Origin of the sequence: Arthrobacter bambusae (assembly GCF_030812595.1) — a bacterium.
Classification (GTDB): Bacteria; Actinomycetota; Actinomycetes; order Actinomycetales; family Micrococcaceae; genus Arthrobacter; species Arthrobacter bambusae_B.
Window position 1 is genome coordinate 35,030 of the sequence record NZ_JAUSSZ010000012.1, and the last position, 16,162, is coordinate 51,191.

Annotated in this window: 15 protein-coding genes and 2 tRNA genes; 4 read left to right on the forward strand and 13 right to left on the reverse strand. The window is 64.0% G+C overall.

All coding sequences use genetic code 11. The features are described 5' to 3' along the window. Positions 1 to 8: 8 nt before the first annotated feature. From J2S96_RS15515 to murA, 3 genes are read right to left on the reverse strand one after another with little or no spacing between them, the layout of a single operon-like run. The gene (locus J2S96_RS15515) at positions 9 to 1,061 is read right to left on the reverse strand and encodes an NAD(P)H-dependent glycerol-3-phosphate dehydrogenase (protein WP_306865418.1); all 1,053 of its coding nucleotides are present in this window, start codon (positions 1,059 to 1,061) and stop codon (positions 9 to 11) included. After that, complete coding sequence (locus J2S96_RS15520; RefSeq protein WP_306865420.1) at positions 1,058 to 1,834, reverse strand: lysophospholipid acyltransferase family protein; 777 nt, start codon at positions 1,832 to 1,834, stop codon at positions 1,058 to 1,060. The genes J2S96_RS15515 and J2S96_RS15520 overlap by 4 nt, the downstream gene beginning before the upstream one ends. Positions 1,835 to 1,846: 12 nt before the next feature. Beyond that, the gene (gene murA, locus J2S96_RS15525; RefSeq protein ID WP_306865423.1) at positions 1,847 to 3,172 is read right to left on the reverse strand and encodes a UDP-N-acetylglucosamine 1-carboxyvinyltransferase; all 1,326 of its coding nucleotides are present in this window, start codon (positions 3,170 to 3,172) and stop codon (positions 1,847 to 1,849) included. A 304-nt stretch (positions 3,173 to 3,476) separates the two neighbouring features. Between murA and J2S96_RS15530 the strand changes: the two genes are divergently transcribed. Beyond that, positions 3,477 to 4,337, forward strand: coding sequence for a hypothetical protein (locus J2S96_RS15530; protein ID WP_306865426.1), 861 nt, complete (start codon positions 3,477 to 3,479; stop codon positions 4,335 to 4,337). Positions 4,338 to 4,458: 121 nt separating this feature from the next. Here the strand turns inward: J2S96_RS15530 and leuD are convergent, their stop codons facing one another. Together leuD and leuC are read right to left on the reverse strand one after the other, a co-directional pair. After that, positions 4,459 to 5,061, reverse strand: a complete 603-nt coding sequence (gene leuD / locus J2S96_RS15535; protein ID WP_306865429.1) for a 3-isopropylmalate dehydratase small subunit — start codon at positions 5,059 to 5,061, stop codon at positions 4,459 to 4,461. Positions 5,062 to 5,070: 9 nt separating this feature from the next. Then, complete coding sequence (leuC, locus tag J2S96_RS15540) at positions 5,071 to 6,525, reverse strand: 3-isopropylmalate dehydratase large subunit (RefSeq protein WP_306865432.1); 1,455 nt, start codon at positions 6,523 to 6,525, stop codon at positions 5,071 to 5,073. A gap of 112 nt (positions 6,526 to 6,637) precedes the next feature. Between leuC and J2S96_RS15545 the strand changes: the two genes are divergently transcribed. Then, the gene (locus tag J2S96_RS15545; RefSeq protein WP_028264661.1) at positions 6,638 to 7,357 is read left to right on the forward strand and encodes an IclR family transcriptional regulator; all 720 of its coding nucleotides are present in this window, start codon (positions 6,638 to 6,640) and stop codon (positions 7,355 to 7,357) included. A gap of 62 nt (positions 7,358 to 7,419) precedes the next feature. After that, the gene (locus tag J2S96_RS15550; RefSeq protein ID WP_306865438.1) at positions 7,420 to 7,983 is read left to right on the forward strand and encodes a DUF1697 domain-containing protein; all 564 of its coding nucleotides are present in this window, start codon (positions 7,420 to 7,422) and stop codon (positions 7,981 to 7,983) included. Between the two features lie 166 nt (positions 7,984 to 8,149). Here the strand turns inward: J2S96_RS15550 and J2S96_RS15555 are convergent. From J2S96_RS15555 to J2S96_RS15580, 6 genes are all read right to left on the reverse strand, one after another. Further along, a tRNA-Glu gene (locus tag J2S96_RS15555) sits at positions 8,150 to 8,222 on the reverse strand. Between the two features lie 155 nt (positions 8,223 to 8,377). After that, a tRNA-Gln gene (locus tag J2S96_RS15560) sits at positions 8,378 to 8,449 on the reverse strand. A 168-nt stretch (positions 8,450 to 8,617) separates the two neighbouring features. After that, positions 8,618 to 9,331, reverse strand: coding sequence for an HAD family hydrolase (locus J2S96_RS15565; RefSeq protein WP_306865439.1), 714 nt, complete (start codon positions 9,329 to 9,331; stop codon positions 8,618 to 8,620). A 13-nt stretch (positions 9,332 to 9,344) separates the two neighbouring features. Further along, positions 9,345 to 10,868 (reverse strand): glutamate--tRNA ligase, encoded by a 1,524-nt coding sequence (gltX, locus tag J2S96_RS15570; protein ID WP_306865441.1) that lies wholly within the window; start codon positions 10,866 to 10,868, stop codon positions 9,345 to 9,347. 111 nt (positions 10,869 to 10,979) lie between these two features. Next, positions 10,980 to 11,756 carry a fumarylacetoacetate hydrolase family protein gene (locus tag J2S96_RS15575; RefSeq protein ID WP_306865444.1) on the reverse strand — a complete coding sequence of 259 codons (777 nt, stop codon included), beginning with the start codon at positions 11,754 to 11,756 and terminating at the stop codon, positions 10,980 to 10,982. A 55-nt stretch (positions 11,757 to 11,811) separates the two neighbouring features. Then, positions 11,812 to 12,594, reverse strand: a complete 783-nt coding sequence (locus J2S96_RS15580) for an MBL fold metallo-hydrolase (RefSeq protein ID WP_306865446.1) — start codon at positions 12,592 to 12,594, stop codon at positions 11,812 to 11,814. 155 nt (positions 12,595 to 12,749) lie between these two features. Between J2S96_RS15580 and J2S96_RS15585 the strand changes: the two genes are divergently transcribed. Continuing rightward, on the forward strand, positions 12,750 to 13,439 hold the full coding sequence (locus J2S96_RS15585) for an SGNH/GDSL hydrolase family protein (protein WP_306865449.1): 690 nt from the start codon (positions 12,750 to 12,752) through the stop codon (positions 13,437 to 13,439). Positions 13,440 to 13,547: 108 nt separating this feature from the next. Here J2S96_RS15585 and J2S96_RS15590 read toward each other — a convergent pair whose 3' ends face one another. Together J2S96_RS15590 and J2S96_RS15595 are read right to left on the reverse strand one after the other, a co-directional pair. Further along, positions 13,548 to 14,660 (reverse strand): branched-chain amino acid aminotransferase, encoded by a 1,113-nt coding sequence (locus J2S96_RS15590; protein ID WP_306865450.1) that lies wholly within the window; start codon positions 14,658 to 14,660, stop codon positions 13,548 to 13,550. Between the two features lie 135 nt (positions 14,661 to 14,795). Further along, positions 14,796 to 15,860 (reverse strand): 3-isopropylmalate dehydrogenase, encoded by a 1,065-nt coding sequence (locus tag J2S96_RS15595; protein WP_370873135.1) that lies wholly within the window; start codon positions 15,858 to 15,860, stop codon positions 14,796 to 14,798. Positions 15,861 to 16,162: the final 302 nt, after the last annotated feature.

Below are 16,162 nucleotides of genomic sequence, written 5' to 3' on the forward strand. Positions count from 1 at the left end.
GGTCACAGTCAGTAATCGCCTTCGGACTTCAGGGAGCGGGCCAGGAGTCTGGGCCCGAGTTCATCAACGGACATCTTGCCTTCAAGGACGGCCACCACGGCCGCGGTGATCGGCATGTCGACACCGAGTTTTCCGGCTAGTTCGTAGACAGCGTACCCGGATTTGATGCCTTCCGCGGTCTGCGTCATCTGCTCGGTAACCTGTTCAAGGGTCAAACCTTCGCCAAGCAATCGTCCCGCCGTGTGGTTCCGGGACAAGGGCGACGAGCAAGTGGCCACGAGGTCTCCGAGCCCTGCAAGGCCTGCCATCGTGTGCGCCTCGCCGCCCAGGGCAAGGGCCAGTCGCGAGGTTTCCGCGAGGCCGCGCGTGATGACCGAGGCCTTGGTGTTGTCGCCCATTTGCTTGCCTTCGCAGATACCGACGGCAAGGGCAATCACGTTTTTCACGATTCCCCCGATTTCCACCCCGACCACGTCATTGCTCGTGTAGGGGCGGAAGTAGGGTGCGGTGCAGTAGAGCGCGAACGATGCAGCCGTCGCTTCGTCGCTGCAGGCCACCACGGAAGCCGTCGGTTCCTGGCGGGCGATCTCCATTGCCAGGTTGGGTCCCGAAACAACGGCAACCCGTTCCTGCGGAATGTCCAGTTCTTCGGAAATGACCTGGCTCATGCGCGAATCCGTGCCGAGTTCGAGGCCCTTCATGAGGGAGACGACCACGGCGCCGGGGGCCACCAGTGGTTTCCATTTGCGCAGTTGGAGCCGAAGCGACTGGGCCGGCACGGCCAGAATCACGATTCCCGCGTCCGCAAGGACCTCGGCCACATCTGTTGAGGCCGTGATGGAATCGGGCAGCACAATGTCCTTCAAGTACTGGGCGTTACGGTGCTCCGTGTTGATCTGCGCGACCACCTCATCCCGCCGACCCCAAATCCGGATGTTGCGCGGCACTCCACCGGCGATCGCAGCGTCCGCCAGGACCTTCGCGAACGTCGTACCCCACGATCCCGCGCCAAGCACGGCGACAATACCGGTGTCGGCGACGAGTTCCTCCCCGGAGGTCACTTCTGTCCGTCCGAACCATTGGTGCCCGACGTTCCTTCAGTCGCTTGGAAGCGGCCATGCTTGGACTGGTTGTGGGCAGTGGGGTCCCAGCGTTCCTTGGGCGCTTCTTCCCCGCGCAAGGTAGCTAGAAGGTCCGTGATGGCATCCATGATGATGTCGGTCGCCTCAACCAGGGTGGCCCGGTCCAGTGGCCGGCCCTGGAAGGCACTGAGGTCCACCGGATCGCCAACCAGGATGCGGGAGGTCTTCCGGGGGAAGACGTGCAGGCGTTTGGCGTACCTCGGGAACACCTCATGGGCACCCCAATGGGCAATGGGTACCACGGGCGCACCGGTCTGGATTGCCAGGCGGGCAGCTCCCGTGTGGCCCTTCATCGGCCACAGATCGGGATCGCGCGTCAGGGTGCCCTCGGGGTAGATGATGATGGCCCCGCCCGCATCCACCACTTCCTGGGCGGCTTGCAGCGAGCGGTTCGCTCCCGTCGTCGAGCGCTCCACCGGAATCTGGTTCGTGGCGCGCAACAGGCTGCCGACGACGGGGGCCTTGAAGAGGCCGGCTTTCGCGAGGAAATGCGGCGGACGCTTCATGTTGTAGAGCATGTGCCCCACGACGATGGGATCGATCTCGGTGCAGTGGTTCGGGGCCGCGATGAAGCCACCGGCGGGAAGCTTTTGCGTCCCCTCCCACTTCTTTGCCATGAGTATGTTCATGATCGGGCGGGCAACACCCGCGAGAACAGCGAACATGGCACGGCTCTGGGCCGATTCCTTCAAGGTGTCCCCCAGTTACTTGGATTCGGTGAGGTCGAAATCGGCGCCCAGCCCGGCGAGCTTCTCAGTGAAGCGCTCGTAGCCGCGGTTGATGATGTCGATCCCTGTGACCCTGGACGTACCGGTCGCGGCAAGAGCCGCAATCAGGTGGCTGAATCCGCCGCGGAGGTCGGGAATGTCGATGTCGGTGCCCCTGAGCGGAGTGGGTCCTGAAACGACGGCGGAATGCAGGAAATTGCGCTGGCCGAATCGGCACGGCACGCTTCCGAGGCATTCGCGGTGGACCTGGATGGTTGCGCCCATTCGGGTCAGTGCGTCGGTGAAGCCGAATCGGTTTTCGTACACGGTTTCGTGGACGATCGACACGCCTTCGGCCTGGGTCAAGGCGACCACCAGGGGCTGCTGCCAATCGGTCATGAAGCCCGGGTGAACATCGGTTTCAAGGACGAGCGGGCTGAGCTTTCCGCCGGGGTGGTAGAAGCGGATGCCGTCCTCGCGGATATCCATTCCGCCGCCCAGCTTCCGGTAGGTGTTGAGGAAAGTCATCATGTCCCGCTGGGAAGCACCTTCGACGAAGATGTCTCCGCGCGTCACCAAGGCAGCTGAAGCCCACGACGCCGATTCGTTGCGGTCTGCCAGTGCCCGGTGGTCGTAGCCGCCCAGGTCCCGAACGCCCTCGATCCGGATGGTGCGATCCGTCTGGACACTGATGAGGGCGCCCATCTTCTGCAGCACAGCGATGAGGTCGATGACTTCCGGTTCAGTGGCGGCACCGCTGAGTTCGGTGATGCCCTCGGCGCGCGTGGCACTCAGCAGGACCTGTTCCGTTGCTCCCACCGAAGGGTACGGGAGCGAGATCTTGGCGCCGTGCAGGCCCTTGGGAGCGGAAATGTGGATGCCGCCCGGGCGCTTTTCGACGACCGCGCCGAACTGTCGGAGGACGTCCAAGTGGTAATCGATCGGTCTGTCGCCGATCTTGCAGCCGCCGAGATCCGGAATGAATGCTTCGCCGATGGCATGGATCAACGGACCGCACAGCAGGATGGGGATGCGGGAGTCCCCGGCGTGGGCATCGATCGCGGTACTGGATGCAGTCTTCGCGTTCTTGGGGTCCAGGGTGAGATCGCCGGTGGCAGGATCCTTCTGGACAGTCACCCCATGAAGCTGCAGGAGGCTGGTGACGACCTCCACATCCTTGATCTCGGGGACGTTCCGCAGCACCGAGGGTTCGTTGCCGAGGAGGGAAGCCACCATGGCCTTGGGAACAAGGTTCTTGGCGCCTCTGACGGTGACGCGACCGGTCAAAGGGACGCCGCCGCGGATTGTCAGAACACTACTCATCTATACCGGTTTCCTCACGAATTGATGCCCCCACACTTACGAAGGCTCCAGCTAAGCATAAAAGCTGACGTTACCGATTCGAAATGGAGGGGCGTGGCGTGGACGGGTTTCGCGGTGCCGGGCGTGGCTCGAGCGGACGCGGGAACCTTGATATTCGCAGGACTTTTCCACATACGACGACGGCGGGCTGGGCACCGGCCGCGGTGCCCCCAAGGCTGGAGCCATGCCACCTTTCCTGCCCGATCCATGGATAACCCCGCATTCCGACCCGAATGACGACCACGGAGGGCGCACGGTTGCAAGAATGGCCCGGCGCAACGAACTGGTACGGATCCGCCGGGGCTTGTATCTTCCGGCGAGCCGTTGGATGGAGCTGGAGCCGTGGGAGCAGTTCCGCGTCAAAATCCAGGCCGTGAACGACGCTGCCCGCAAGCCGCCGCTCTTCTGCGGCCAATCAGCAGCCTCAGTGTGGGGCCTTCCGCTGATTGAGGTGCCTGACGAAGTCGAGACACTGGTCATGCCAGGTCCAGGCGGCGGCAGGTCCCGGAATGGCATCCGCCGCCGCCTGGCCGTTCCGGATGAGTGCGACGTTGTGGTGCTGCACGGCCTCCGGGTTACTTCCATGGAACAGACCATCGGGAACCTCGCCGCCATGTTGCCCCTCACTGGCTCCTTGCCCGCAACGGACCGCGCAGCATCGTTCTGGAGGCAATCGGGACGGCCCCCGGAGGAATTCGGCGAAAGAGTCCTCTCCCGCCTCCGTGGTCTGAGCAATGTCAAACAACGGCGAGTGCAGCGGGTACTTGCGGCAGCTGATCCCGCGTCCGGTTCGCCAGGCGAATCGCTGAGCCGTGCGGTGATGATACTGGCCGGACTTCCTCAGCCCGAGCTGCAGGCGGTGCATCGCGACGCACAAGGACTGATCGGATACTCGGACTTCTACTGGCCGGACCATGGAGTCGTGGGAGAGTTCGATGGCTGGGCGAAATACAGTCAGGGCGAGTTCCTGGCCGGACGCAGCCCGGAAGACGTACTGAAGGCCGAAAAGATCCGGGAGGACCGCCTGAGGGCAACGGGATTGACCGTGGTCCGATGGATGTGGCCCGCGGCGAAAGACGGTGCCGAACTGTTGTCTAAGCTGCGCAACGCGGGGATCAAACCATGAAAAGATCCCGCCGACACCCGAACCGCACACCAAAAGGACCGGCGCACCAGTTCCTTCGGGTGCGCCGGTCCTTACAAGGTGCGCCGGTCATGAGATGGTGCGGCAGCTACCGGGTTCCTGGCTACTGGGTTCGCGCCGGCAAAGTTCTTGGTTTGAAGGAAGGCCTCGTGGCCTCGTAAGCCGTGATGTCTTCCTCGTGCTGGAGGGTCAGACCGATGTCGTCCAGGCCTTCCAGGAGGCGCCAGCGGGTGTAATCGTCGATCTCGAAGGGTGCAACCACGTTTCCGCACTCAACGGTCTTGGACACAAGATCCACTTTGACCTCGGTGCCGGGCGCGTTTTCGAGGACTTTCCAGATCAGCTCGATGTCATCCTGTGCCACCTCGGCGGCAAGGAGGCCCTGCTTTCCCGAGTTGCCGCGGAAGATATCCGCGAACCGGGAGGACAGCACGGCCTTGAAACCGTAGTCCTTCAGTGCCCAGACCGCGTGCTCGCGCGATGAACCCGTACCAAAATCGGGTCCCGCCACGAGTACCGAGCCGGCATTGAAGGGCTCCTGGTTCAGGATGAAGGAAGCGTCCTTGCGCCATGCGGCGAACAAGGCGTCCTCGAAGCCGGTACGGGTAATCCGCTTCAGGTAGACCGCCGGAATGATCTGGTCAGTGTCAACGTTGCTCTGGCGGAGCGGGACACCGATGCCGGTGTGGGTGATGAACTTTTCCATGGGATCCTCCTAGACCGCGGTGCCGGTCAGCGTGGTGGTGGCGGTGGCGGACTCGAGGTCCGAAGGCGAGCTCAGCGTTCCGCGTACTGCCGTGGCGGCTGCAACGACCGGCGAGACCAAGTGAGTGCGGCCGCCCTTGCCTTGGCGCCCCTCGAAGTTGCGGTTCGAGGTTGACGCGCAGCGCTCCCCCGGTTCCAGCTGGTCCGGGTTCATGCCCAGGCACATGGAGCAGCCGGCGAAGCGCCATTCGGCGCCGAATTCCTTGAAGACCTTGTCCAGGCCCTCCGCCTCCGCTTCAAGACGCACGCGCGCCGAGCCGGGAACCACGAGCATCCGGACCTTGGGGTCCTTTTCCCGACCGCGGATGACATCGGCGGCCGCACGGAGGTCCTCGATGCGGGAGTTGGTGCAGGAACCCAGGAAGACCGTGTCCACCCGGATGTCCTTCATGGGTGTCCCGGCTTCAAGGCCCATGTACTGCAGGGCCCGCTCGGCCGCCAGCTTGGCGTTCTCGTCGGCGAAGTCCTCGGGGAACGGCACTGTCTCGTTGAGCGAAATGCCCTGCCCCGGATTGGTCCCCCAGGTCACGAACGGCTCCAGGGTGTCGGCGTCGAGGTCCACCTCGACATCGAAAGTGGCGTCGTCGTCGGTATGCAGCGTGTTCCAGTATTCGACGGCGGCATCCCAGTCCGCGCCCTGCGGGGCGTGCGGGCGGCCCAACATGAACGCGTAGGTCGTCTCGTCCGGGGCGACCATGCCCGCCCGGGCGCCGGCCTCGATCGACATGTTGCAGATCGTCATTCGCGCCTCCATGGAAAGCGCACGGATCGCCGAGCCCCGGTACTCCAGGACGTAGCCCTGGCCGCCGCCAGTACCGATCTTGGCGATGACAGCAAGAATGATGTCCTTCGCAGAGACGCCCGGACGGAGGGTGCCTTCAACGTTGATGGCCATGGTCTTGAACGGCTTGAGGGACAACGTCTGGGTGGCCATGACGTGTTCCACCTCGGAAGTGCCGATGCCCATGGCGAGAGCTCCGAAGGCGCCGTGGGTTGAAGTGTGGGAATCGCCGCAGACAACCGTCATGCCGGGCTGGGTGAGGCCCAGCTGGGGGCCGACGACGTGCACAATGCCTTGTTCGGCGTCTCCGAGTGAGTGCAGGCGGACTCCGAACTCCTTGCAGTTGTTGCGCAAGGTCTGGATCTGCGTGCGGCTGGTCAGATCGGCGATCGGCTTGTCGATGTCCAACGTCGGAGTGTTGTGGTCCTCCGTGGCGATGGTGAGGTCCGGCCGGCGCAACTGGCGGCCCGCCAAGCGAAGGCCCTCGAACGCCTGCGGCGAGGTCACTTCATGCACGAGGTGCAGGTCGATGAACAGAAGGTCGGGCTGGGCGTTGGCTCCTTCGCCGTCGCCCTTGCGCACCACGTGCGCATCCCAAACTTTCTCGGCCAGTGTCTTTCCCACGGCCTGCTCCCTTCACTGCGGTTGGCTTGACTACTTCAACTGAACATCAGTGATCCGAACTGCGCCAGCGAAACAACTTGCATCTCAGATATTGAGACGGCAATATCATTACATGGACAATTCTAGTGGAGTCGGCGTCATCGATAAAGCGGCCCAGGTGCTCGACGCGCTTGAGGCAGGGCCAACCACCCTGGCTCAACTTGTGGCCGCAACAGGGCTCGCCCGTCCCACGGTGCACCGGCTGGCGCTGGCGCTCGTCCACCACCGCCTGGTGAGCCGCGACATCCAGGGCCGCTTTGTCCTCGGCAGCCGCCTTGTCGAGCTCGCGTCGGCGGCAGGCGAAGACCGGCTCATCGCATCCGCCGGTCCCGTCCTCATCCAGTTGCGCGACGCCACCGGGGAAAGCGCTCAAATATTCCGCCGCCAGGGCGACTGGCGCGTCTGTGTCGCCTCGGCTGAACGCCCGATCGGCCTACGCGACACGATTCCCGTAGGCACACAGCTTTCCATGAAGGCCGGCTCTGCCGCCCAGATCCTCCTGGCGTGGGAAGACCACGACCGTCTCCTGGACGGACTTCAGAACGCCCGGTTCACGCCGACGGTCCTGGCCGGAGTACGACGCCGGGGCTGGGCGCAGAGCCTCGGCGAACGCGAGCCCGGGGTCGCCTCCGTTTCGGCTCCGGTCCGAGGTCCTTCCGGCCGCGTCATCGCCGCGGTGTCGATCTCGGGCCCTATTGAGCGCCTGACCCGCCAGCCGGGACGCCTGCACGCCGAGGTCGTCTGCAACGCCGCCCGGGTACTGACCGAAGCCCTGCGCAAAAACAACGACTGACACCTTGCCGCCGGATTCCCGCCCACGGCCCTCCCGTAGATGGGCGCGGGTAAGGTAGGCGCATGAACAGCTTTGCCGTGTTCCTGCGTGGAATCAACGTGGGCGGGATCAACATCAAGATGGCCGACCTCAAAGCAGCACTCATGGCGTGCCCCTTCACGGACGTCAAGACCCTGCTGGCCAGTGGCAACGTGGTGCTCCGGAGCGAGCTCGACGCCGCGGGAGTCAAGGAGCAGTGCGAAAAGTGCTTGAGGGACGCTTTTGGCTACGATGCCTGGGTAGTGGTCCTGTCCGCCGAGCGGGTTGCCGAACTGGTGGAAGCGTGCCCTTATCCGGCCGACGACAAGACCACACACAGTTACATCACCCTCGCCTCGGACACGGCCATGTTGGACGAACTGTTCGACGCCGGCACAGCCCTCGGCGCCCCCGGCCAGGGCGGCGTAGAGCATGTCCGGCTGGGGCCTGAGGCCTCGGCGTGGCTCGCCCCGGTGGGAGGCACGCTCGACAGCCCGTTCAGCAAGCTTTCGGCAAAGCCCCGCTACAAGGCAAGCACCACCACACGGAACCTGCGCACGCTCATTAAAGTCAGGGAAGCCGCAGAAGCCCTTCAGAAAGACGCCTAGCCCGCCGCACGATCTCCCCACCTTTGCCCAGGGAGAGCCCGGCGACACGGCGCGTTGCCCCATTTCAGGGCTTTCATGCGCGAAACCCGGGGAGAAAGATACGGCGCCCCAATATCGTGAAAAAGAAAAATCCCCCGGAACCTGTTGGTTCCGGGGGATTGATTTGTGACCCCAGCGGGATTCGAACCCGCGTTACCGCCGTGAGAGGGCGGCGTACTAGGCCGCTATACGATGGGGCCTTGTACTTTCAACTGCAGCACTTCAATTACTGCAGATTTGAACACCGCTTCCGGCATTCAAGCTGAATGAGTATTTCACACATTCAACATTGTTTCAAATCGGCGAACCGTTTTGAAACTCCGAATTACCGCACAAATATGCGGAATATTCAGAGCTGGGATACCAGGACTCGAACCTAGAATGACGGTACCAGAAACCGTAGTGTTGCCAATTACACCATATCCCATTGGCGCTTTTAGGCCGGATCCGACGGCGTAAACCTTCGCTCCGTGCCCCTCAGCACGAGTAATTACTTTACCCGAGACTTCCGATGCGCACAAATCGAACGCCCACGCCGCGGGCCCGCCCGATCCGCGCTTCAGGGCGGCCGTGTGGGCGTTCAGCTGGAGGAGCCTCAGGCGAGCAGCCGCGTCAAGGAGTCTATTTCCCGGCCGGGAAAGTCGGAGGCGGGCTCACCGGCCCGGTTCAGCCAGACCCCCAGCAATCCGGCGGCAGTGGCGCCGTCGGCGTCGAGCAGGCGGTTGTCTCCCACAAAAAGGGTCTCAGCCGGAGTGGTGCCCAAGCGGCGGACCCCTTCCAGGTAAATGGCGGGGTCAGGCTTGGGCACGCCCACGGTGTCGGTTCCAACAAGGACCGACACCCGAGCGAGTCCTGCACTGTCGAGCTTGACCCGCTGGTAGTCATGGACGTTGTTGCTCACGGCTCCGTAGGGGATGCCCGCGGCGTCCAAGGCATCGAGGACCGGCAGGACGTCGCCGAACGCCCGGACATAACTGGGCTGCAGGCGCGAATAGTCATTGAGCCACGTATGGGAGTCCTCGCCCGCGAGTTCAACGCCGAAATGCCCCAGGGCTGCCCGGCCACGCAACAGCCTCTGCTCGTTGAACGTCAATTCTCCGGCGAGGTACCGGTCGTAGAAATGCGTCGTCTCGTGCGTAAAGATCCGTCCGAACTTCTCCCACCCGGCCTGGTCCAGGCCGGGCAGGAGGTGTTCGCTCACGTCACGCAAGGCCGTGGTCATGGCGTACTCGAGATCCACGAGGGTGTCGTCAATGTCGAACAGGACACCACGGACCGTCCCGAATGACTCGTGAAGTGCGTTGATCACGGCGTGCCTGGAGCTAGCCGCGGAACGAGCGCAGGCGCGCGAGCGAGGAATCCTTACCCAGGATGACCATCGATTCGAACAGCGGCGGAGAGATTCGGCGACCGGAAATTGCCGTGCGCACGGGTCCGAACGCAAGGCGCGGCTTAATGCCAAGATCTTCCACCAAGGCCTGCTTGAGCGCTGTCTGGATGCTCTCTGCCGTCCAGTCCTCGAGGGGTTCCAGCGCAGCCAGCGCGGCGTCCAAAACCTCGGCCAGGTTCTCAGGGAGTCCCTTGCGTGCGTCGTCCGCGATGTCGATCTCGTCGTCGTTCTTGAACAGGAAGGCGAGCATCTCCGGAGCCTCGCCCAGCAGCGTGATCCTCTCCTGGACCAGCGGTGCGGCCTCGGCAAGGATCTCTTCCTGGCGCGGAGTCAGGATCTCCCCCACGAACCCTGCGGCACGCAGGTACGGCACGAGCCGCTGACGGAAATCCTCCGGGGTGAGCATCCGCACGTGGGTGCCGTTGATGGCCTCGGCCTTCTTGATATCAAAGCGCGCCGGGTTGCCCAGGACATCGTGGATGTCGAAGTTTGCTACGAGCTGCTCCACGGTAAAGATGTCCTCGTCGGCGCTCAGGGACCAGCCCAGGAGGGACAGATAGTTGAGCAATCCTTCCCGAATGAAGCCGCGCTCACGGTGCAGGAACAGGCTGGATTCCGGGTCGCGCTTGGAAAGCTTCTTGTTGCCCTGCCCCATGACGTAGGGAAGGTGGCCGAACTCCGGCATGTACTCGGCCACGCCGATGGCGTAGAGGGCGCGGTAGAGGGCGATCTGCCGCGGGGTGGAGCTGAGCAGGTCTTCACCGCGGAGGACGTGGGTGATACCCATGAGTGCGTCGTCGACGGGGTTCACCAGCGTGTACAGCGGGGCTCCGTTGGCACGCACCACAGCGAAGTCGGGCACGGATCCCGCTTTGAACGTGATCTCCCCGCGCACAAGGTCGTTGAAGGTCAGGTCTTCGTCCGGCATACGCAGGCGCAAGACGGCATTGCGGCCCTCGGCCTTGTACTGGGCGAGCTGCTCCTCGGTGACGTGGCGGTCAAAGCCGTCGTAGCCAAGCTTTGGATCCCGGCCAGCGGCGCGGTGCCGTGCTTCGATCTCCTCGGGAGTCGAGTACGACTCGTAGATGTGACCGCCGGCTTTGAGCTTGGCGATGACGTCCTGGTAGATGTCGCTGCGCTGCGACTGGCGGTACGGTTCGTGCGGGCCGCCAACCTCGACGCCCTCGTCCCAGTCAATGCCGAGCCACTTCAGGGCGTCGAGCAATTGGTGGTAGCTTTCCTCGCTGTCGCGGGCCGTGTCGGTGTCCTCGATCCGGAAGATCAGTTTGCCGCCGGTGTGCCGCGCATAGGCCCAGTTGAACAGGGCCGTACGGATCAGCCCAACGTGCGGAGTTCCCGTGGGCGAGGGGCAGAACCGGACGCGGACCGGGGTTTCGGCGTTCACGGCGGGGATCGAAGACGAAGAGGAGGAGTTCGACGCAGCAACAGTAGTCATAGTGGTTCCAACTTTACCGCGTGGAAATGGCCCGACTTCCCGCCTTGACGCGCGACGGCGGCCGCCCGCCAAAGGTGCGGGTGCCGCCGTCGGACGTGCCGCGTTGGTTGCCTAGCGCCGGACTACCGGGTTGGACAAGCGGCCGATGCCTTCGATCTCGATCTCGTAGCGGTCGCCTTCCTGGACCAGGCCGACGCCGGCCGGAGTCCCGGTCATGATGACATCACCCGGAAGGAGGGTGAAGGCCTGCGACACGATCGATACCAGTTCCCGCACGCTGCGAATCATCTGGTTGGTGCTGCCGTCCTGGCGGAGTTCACCATTGAGCCAGCCCTTGATGGCCAGGTCCTCGGGGTCCAGTTCCGTCTCGATCCAGGGACCGAGCGGGGCGGAGGTGTCAAAGCCCTTGGCACGCGCCCACTGCAGGTCGGTTTTTTGGACGTCACGTGCCGTGAGGTCGTTTCCGCAGGTGTACCCGAAAATGACGTCGTCCACGCGGTCCTCGGGCACGTCTTTGCAGATGCGGCCGATCACCACGCAGAGTTCGGCTTCAAAGGAGACTTCCTCCGAGAACTCCGGCAACACGATGGGGTCGCCGGGACCGACGACGGCGGTGTTCGGCTTCAGGAAGAGGAGCGGATGCTGCGGGACCTCGTTGCCCAGTTCGCGGGCATGCTCGGCAAAGTTGCGTCCGACGCCGATCACCTTGCTGCGCGGAATGATCGGTGCCAGGAGGCGCACGTCTTCGAGCTTGTGACGGACCGAGGTCCGCTCGACGCCGTTGAAGAAGGGGTCGCCGTGGATGACAGTGATGACCTCACTGCCTGGCTCACCTTCGACGACGCCGTAGACGGGATCAGAATCAACAACAAACCGGGCGATACGCATGGTTTCTAGCGTACCGTCCGCGGGCGGCCACTCTGCGCGCTGCGGGAGGTGTCTGCTAGCTGCGCAAAAAGTCCAATTGCGCCGCTACCGAAGTTTCGGCTGCCCACCGCACGGAGGGATCGACGTCGGGGTACACCGCGTCGGTGACGGCCTCGACCTCGGCTTGGGCCCCGAGCCGCGCCAAGGCTTCACGGATCTGATTCAAGCGCATCTCCCTGTGCGCCCGGTATTCGCGGCACACGGCGTCTACAGCAGGCAGGACCGGTCCGTGCGCGGGCAATAGCGTTGCCGGCCCAAGCCCTTCGAGCGTGTCGAGGCTGGAAAGGTAGTCCCCCAACCTTCCGTCGGGATAGTCCAGGACTGTGGTGCCGCGTCCCAGGATGGTATCGCCCGTCAGCACGGAGCCATCCGGTCCGTCGTCGGGCAAGTGGAAGCAGACTGAGTCCGAGGTATGGCCCGGTGTGGCCAGCACACGGATCTCCACGCCTGCAGCCCGGATGACCTCGCCGCCGCGCAACGGTTCACCTCCGTGGCAGTGCTCCGGATCCGCCGCGCGGACGGGCGCGCCAGTGAGTTCGTGGAAGCGCGCAGACGCCTCGGAGTGGTCCTTGTGGCGATGCGTGACGAGAACGAGCTCCACCGTTCCCGCAGCGGCCAAGGAAGCGAGGTGTGATTCGTCGAGCGGTCCGGGATCGACCACGACGACCCCTGCGGAGTCCGGAGCGGCAATGACGTAGGAGTTTGTGCCGTCGAGGCTCATCGGACCCGGGTTGGGCGCCAGCCGCGAGCGGGTGAGGGGACTGCTGTCCTGGAACGAGGCGTCACTGACCGTATTCACTTCTCCATCTTGGCACACCCCACGGGCGGGACCCGGGAACGGGGAGCCCGTTGCCAAAAGGCCTGCGCGGCGCACGACGTAGCATGGTGCCAGGAACCGGAACGGACGTGTGGAGAGTTGCGGAGGAGGGGGTCGAGTTGCTGGGGAGTCGCAGGATGGGAAACAGGCCTCCTTGGCGGTCGACGGCGATCGCCACCGCCTGCCTTTGCGTCCTTGCCGTCCTCAATGCCTGTTCCTGGGACACCGGCCCCCGGCCCGGCGCGGCCACGCCCACGCCCACCGTGGTGATCATAGGAGACTCCCTCAGCACGGGACACGGCACCTCCCCCGCCGATGCCTGGCCCAACTTGGTGGAGAACGACCCCGGCTTTCAAAGGTTCCAAGCGCGAATCGTCAACGCCGCGCAGGATGGCAGCGGCTATGTCAGTGTTGGCAACAACGGATCGACCTTCGGTTCGCAAGTGGACACAGCAGTAACCGACGGGACCCGTTTGGCTTTGTTCTTTGGTTCCGAAAATGACATGGGAACCAGCCCCGGAGAAACCGAGGCTGCGGCCGCACGGGCATTTGCCTCAGTCAAGCTCCGCGCTCCCCACGCCCAGATAGTGGTGGTCGGCCCGCCGTCGTACACGGGCACACCCGAGGCGGAAAGGCTCAACATCCGGGACCAGGACAAGGCCGCTGCCCTGAAGGCCGGTGCCGAGTTCGTGGATCCGATCGATCTCGGCTGGATCATGGACGATGCCGCGGACCTCATCGGTCCTGACGGCGACCACCCGTCGGCCGCGGGCCAGCAGTACCTGAAGGCCAAGATGGAAGCACTCATCGAAGCCCGGATCCAGTAAAGGACCGCCCCGGAAACACCCCCGACCGCGTTTTAACGAACCGCGTTTAACGACGACGGCGACCCGCCCACCGCAGTGGGAGGCCGCCGTCGGGCGCCCTGTTGGACCCTAGGCCAGGCGGGTGAGCCAGCCGTGCTTGTCCTCGACCGCTCCGGTCTGGATGCCGAGCAACTGCTGGCGGATGGCCATGGTGGTTTCGCCTGCCTTGGCGTCCTCGGAGCCAATGAACTCGGTCTTGTCCTTGAGGACCCCGATGGGGGTGATGACTGCCGCGGTTCCGCAAGCGAAAACCTCCGCGATTTCGCCGGATGCCACGCCGTCGCGCCATTCAGCGAGTGTGATCTTGCGCTCGGAGACCTCGCGGCCCATGTCCTTGGCCAGTTGGATGATGGAGGAGCGGGTCACGCCTTCGAGGATGGTTCCGGTGAGCGCGGGAGTGGCGAGCGAGCCGTCCTTCATGACGAAGAAGACGTTCATGCCGCCCAGTTCCTCGACGGCGTCGTCGTTGAACTGATCCAGGAAAAGGACCTGCTTGCAGCCATTTTCCTCGGCCTCCATCTGCGCGATCAGCGAAGCCGCGTAGTTTCCGCCGCACTTGGCCGCACCAGTGCCGCCACGGCCTGCCCGGGCATACTCCCGCGAGATCCAGATGGATACCGGCTTGAGTTCGCCGCCGAAGTAGTTGCCGGCCGGGGATGCGATCACCCTGAAAGACACCTCGCGCGCTGCGCGGACACCCAGGAACGCCTCCGTGGCGATCATGAACGGACGCAAGTACAGGGATTCGCCGTCTCCGGACGGAACCCATTCCTTGTCAGCTTGCACGAGTTCGCGGATGGCGCCGAGGAAGTATTCCTCCGGCAGTTCCGGGAGTGCCAAGCGGCGGGCCGACTTGTTCAGGCGGGCGGCGTTGGCCTCCGGGCGGAAGGTCCAAACGGAGCCGTCAGCGTGGCGGTACGCTTTGAGGCCTTCGAAGATCTCCTGGCCGTAGTGCAGAACTGCCGCGGACGGGTCCAGTGAGATAGGTCCGTAGGCCTCGACACGGGCATTGTGCCAACCGCCCTTGCCCTCGGAGTCAACGCTGTAGTCGACAATAACGGTGTTGTCGGTGAAGTAGTCGCCAAATCCCGGGTTTGCCAGGATCGCTGCACGCTCCTCAGCAGACTTCGGGGTCTCCGAGAGCTGCTGGCTGAATTCGACGCCGTGGGCAGTCTGAGTCATGTTTCCTCCAGTCGGCTACCAGGCAGAGCGAACCATCTCGTGGAGGATATGGTTCAGCGACGGACCACGGCAGCAGGTAAATAATCCAAGTAAAGCTTACGCCCGGGTACGGGGCCTAAAGTGCCAGCACAGGGGCTAAAGTGCGGCCGCGATGGCGTCGCCGATGGCCGCGGTGCTGCGGCTCTCGCCAGTGCGGCCTTCGATGTCGGCGACGACGGCGGCTTCGATCCTGCGCGCGGCGGCGGTGTAGCCGAGGTGGTCCAGCAACAGGGCGGCCGACAGGATGGCGGCGGTCGGGTCCGCTTTCTGCTGGCCTGCGATATCCGGGGCGGAGCCGTGGACGGGTTCGAACATTGAGGGCGCCGTGCGGTCCATGTTGATATTGCCCGAGGCCGCCAGTCCGATTCCGCCGGTGATGGCCGCGGCAAGGTCGGTGATGATGTCTCCGAAGAGGTTGTCGGTGACAATCACGTCAAAGCGGGAGGGGTCGGTGACCATGAAGATGGTCGCAGCGTCGATGTGCAGGTAGTCGTGTGTGACCTCGGGGAATTCCTTGGCCACGGCCTCGACGGTGCGCTTCCACAAGTGGCCTGCGAAGACCAGGACGTTGTGTTTGTGGACCAGGGTGACATGCTTGCGAGGACGCTCGCTGGCACGGCGGAAGGCGTCCCGGACAACCCGCTCGACTCCGTGGGCAGTGTTGAGCGACACCTCTGTGGCCACCTCATGGGGGGTCCCTCCGCGCAGCGTGCCCCCGTTGCCGACGTACGGACCCTCGGTTCCTTCGCGGACCACGATGAAGTCGATGCTGCCGGGATTGGCCAGCGGGCTGCCCACCGTGCCATAGAGCCGCGACGGGCGCAGGTTCACGAAGTGGTCGAGGCTGAAGCGGAGCTTGAGCAGCATTTCGCGTTCGATGATGCCGGAAGGAATGCGGGTGTCCCCCGGGGCCGCGCCGACGGCGCCGAACAGGATGGCGTCGCGGGTGCGCAGATCGGCCAAGACCTCGTCCGGGAGGGTCTCACCGGTCTCCAGCCAGTGCTGGGCTCCGAGCTTGTACTCGGTCTGCTCCAAGGTGACGCCTTCTTCGGCGACAACCTTGTCCAGGACCTTGAGGGCTTCGGCAATGACTTCGGGGCCGATACCGTCGCCGGGAATGACAGCCAGGTTGATCGTTGCGGCGGTTTGCGTTGCGCTCATGTTTTCAGACTGCCAATCCATCCACATTCTGGTCAAAATCGTCTCACCAATCGAGATGCCCAGCACTCCCCCGCCGACCCTCACACTCACATATAGGGCATTTTCCGTCGATCCCCGCTCACATATGAGTGGGAAACGACGGACGCTCCTTCAGATCCGCGCGGCTGGCCGAGCGGATCTGAAGGAGCGTTTGCGTCAGGCACCAGATATGCGACCGGGCGTCCGCCTAAAGCGCGACTTAGGTGACCGGGCATCCGCCCGAAACACGACATAAGTGACCGGGCGTCCGCCTAAAGCGCGAC

Bases quoted from the DNA above. Each gene is read 5' to 3' on its own strand.
- J2S96_RS15545 (WP_028264661.1), top strand. From the start codon at position 6,638: ATGGACAATTCTAGTGGAGTCGGCGTCATCGATAAAGCGGCCCAGGTG.
- J2S96_RS15530 (WP_306865426.1), top strand. From the start codon at position 3,477: ATGGCCCGGCGCAACGAACTGGTACGGATCCGCCGGGGCTTGTATCTT.
- J2S96_RS15585 (WP_306865449.1), top strand. From the start codon at position 12,750: ATGGGAAACAGGCCTCCTTGGCGGTCGACGGCGATCGCCACCGCCTGC.
- murA (WP_306865423.1), bottom strand. From the start codon at position 3,172: ATGAGTAGTGTTCTGACAATCCGCGGCGGCGTCCCTTTGACCGGTCGC.
- J2S96_RS15590 (WP_306865450.1), bottom strand. From the start codon at position 14,660: ATGACTCAGACTGCCCACGGCGTCGAATTCAGCCAGCAGCTCTCGGAG.
- J2S96_RS15575 (WP_306865444.1), bottom strand. From the start codon at position 11,756: ATGCGTATCGCCCGGTTTGTTGTTGATTCTGATCCCGTCTACGGCGTC.
- leuD (WP_306865429.1), bottom strand. From the start codon at position 5,061: ATGGAAAAGTTCATCACCCACACCGGCATCGGTGTCCCGCTCCGCCAG.
- J2S96_RS15550 (WP_306865438.1), top strand. From the start codon at position 7,420: ATGAACAGCTTTGCCGTGTTCCTGCGTGGAATCAACGTGGGCGGGATC.
- J2S96_RS15595 (WP_370873135.1), bottom strand. From the start codon at position 15,860: ATGAGCGCAACGCAAACCGCCGCAACGATCAACCTGGCTGTCATTCCC.
- gltX (WP_306865441.1), bottom strand. From the start codon at position 10,868: ATGACTACTGTTGCTGCGTCGAACTCCTCCTCTTCGTCTTCGATCCCC.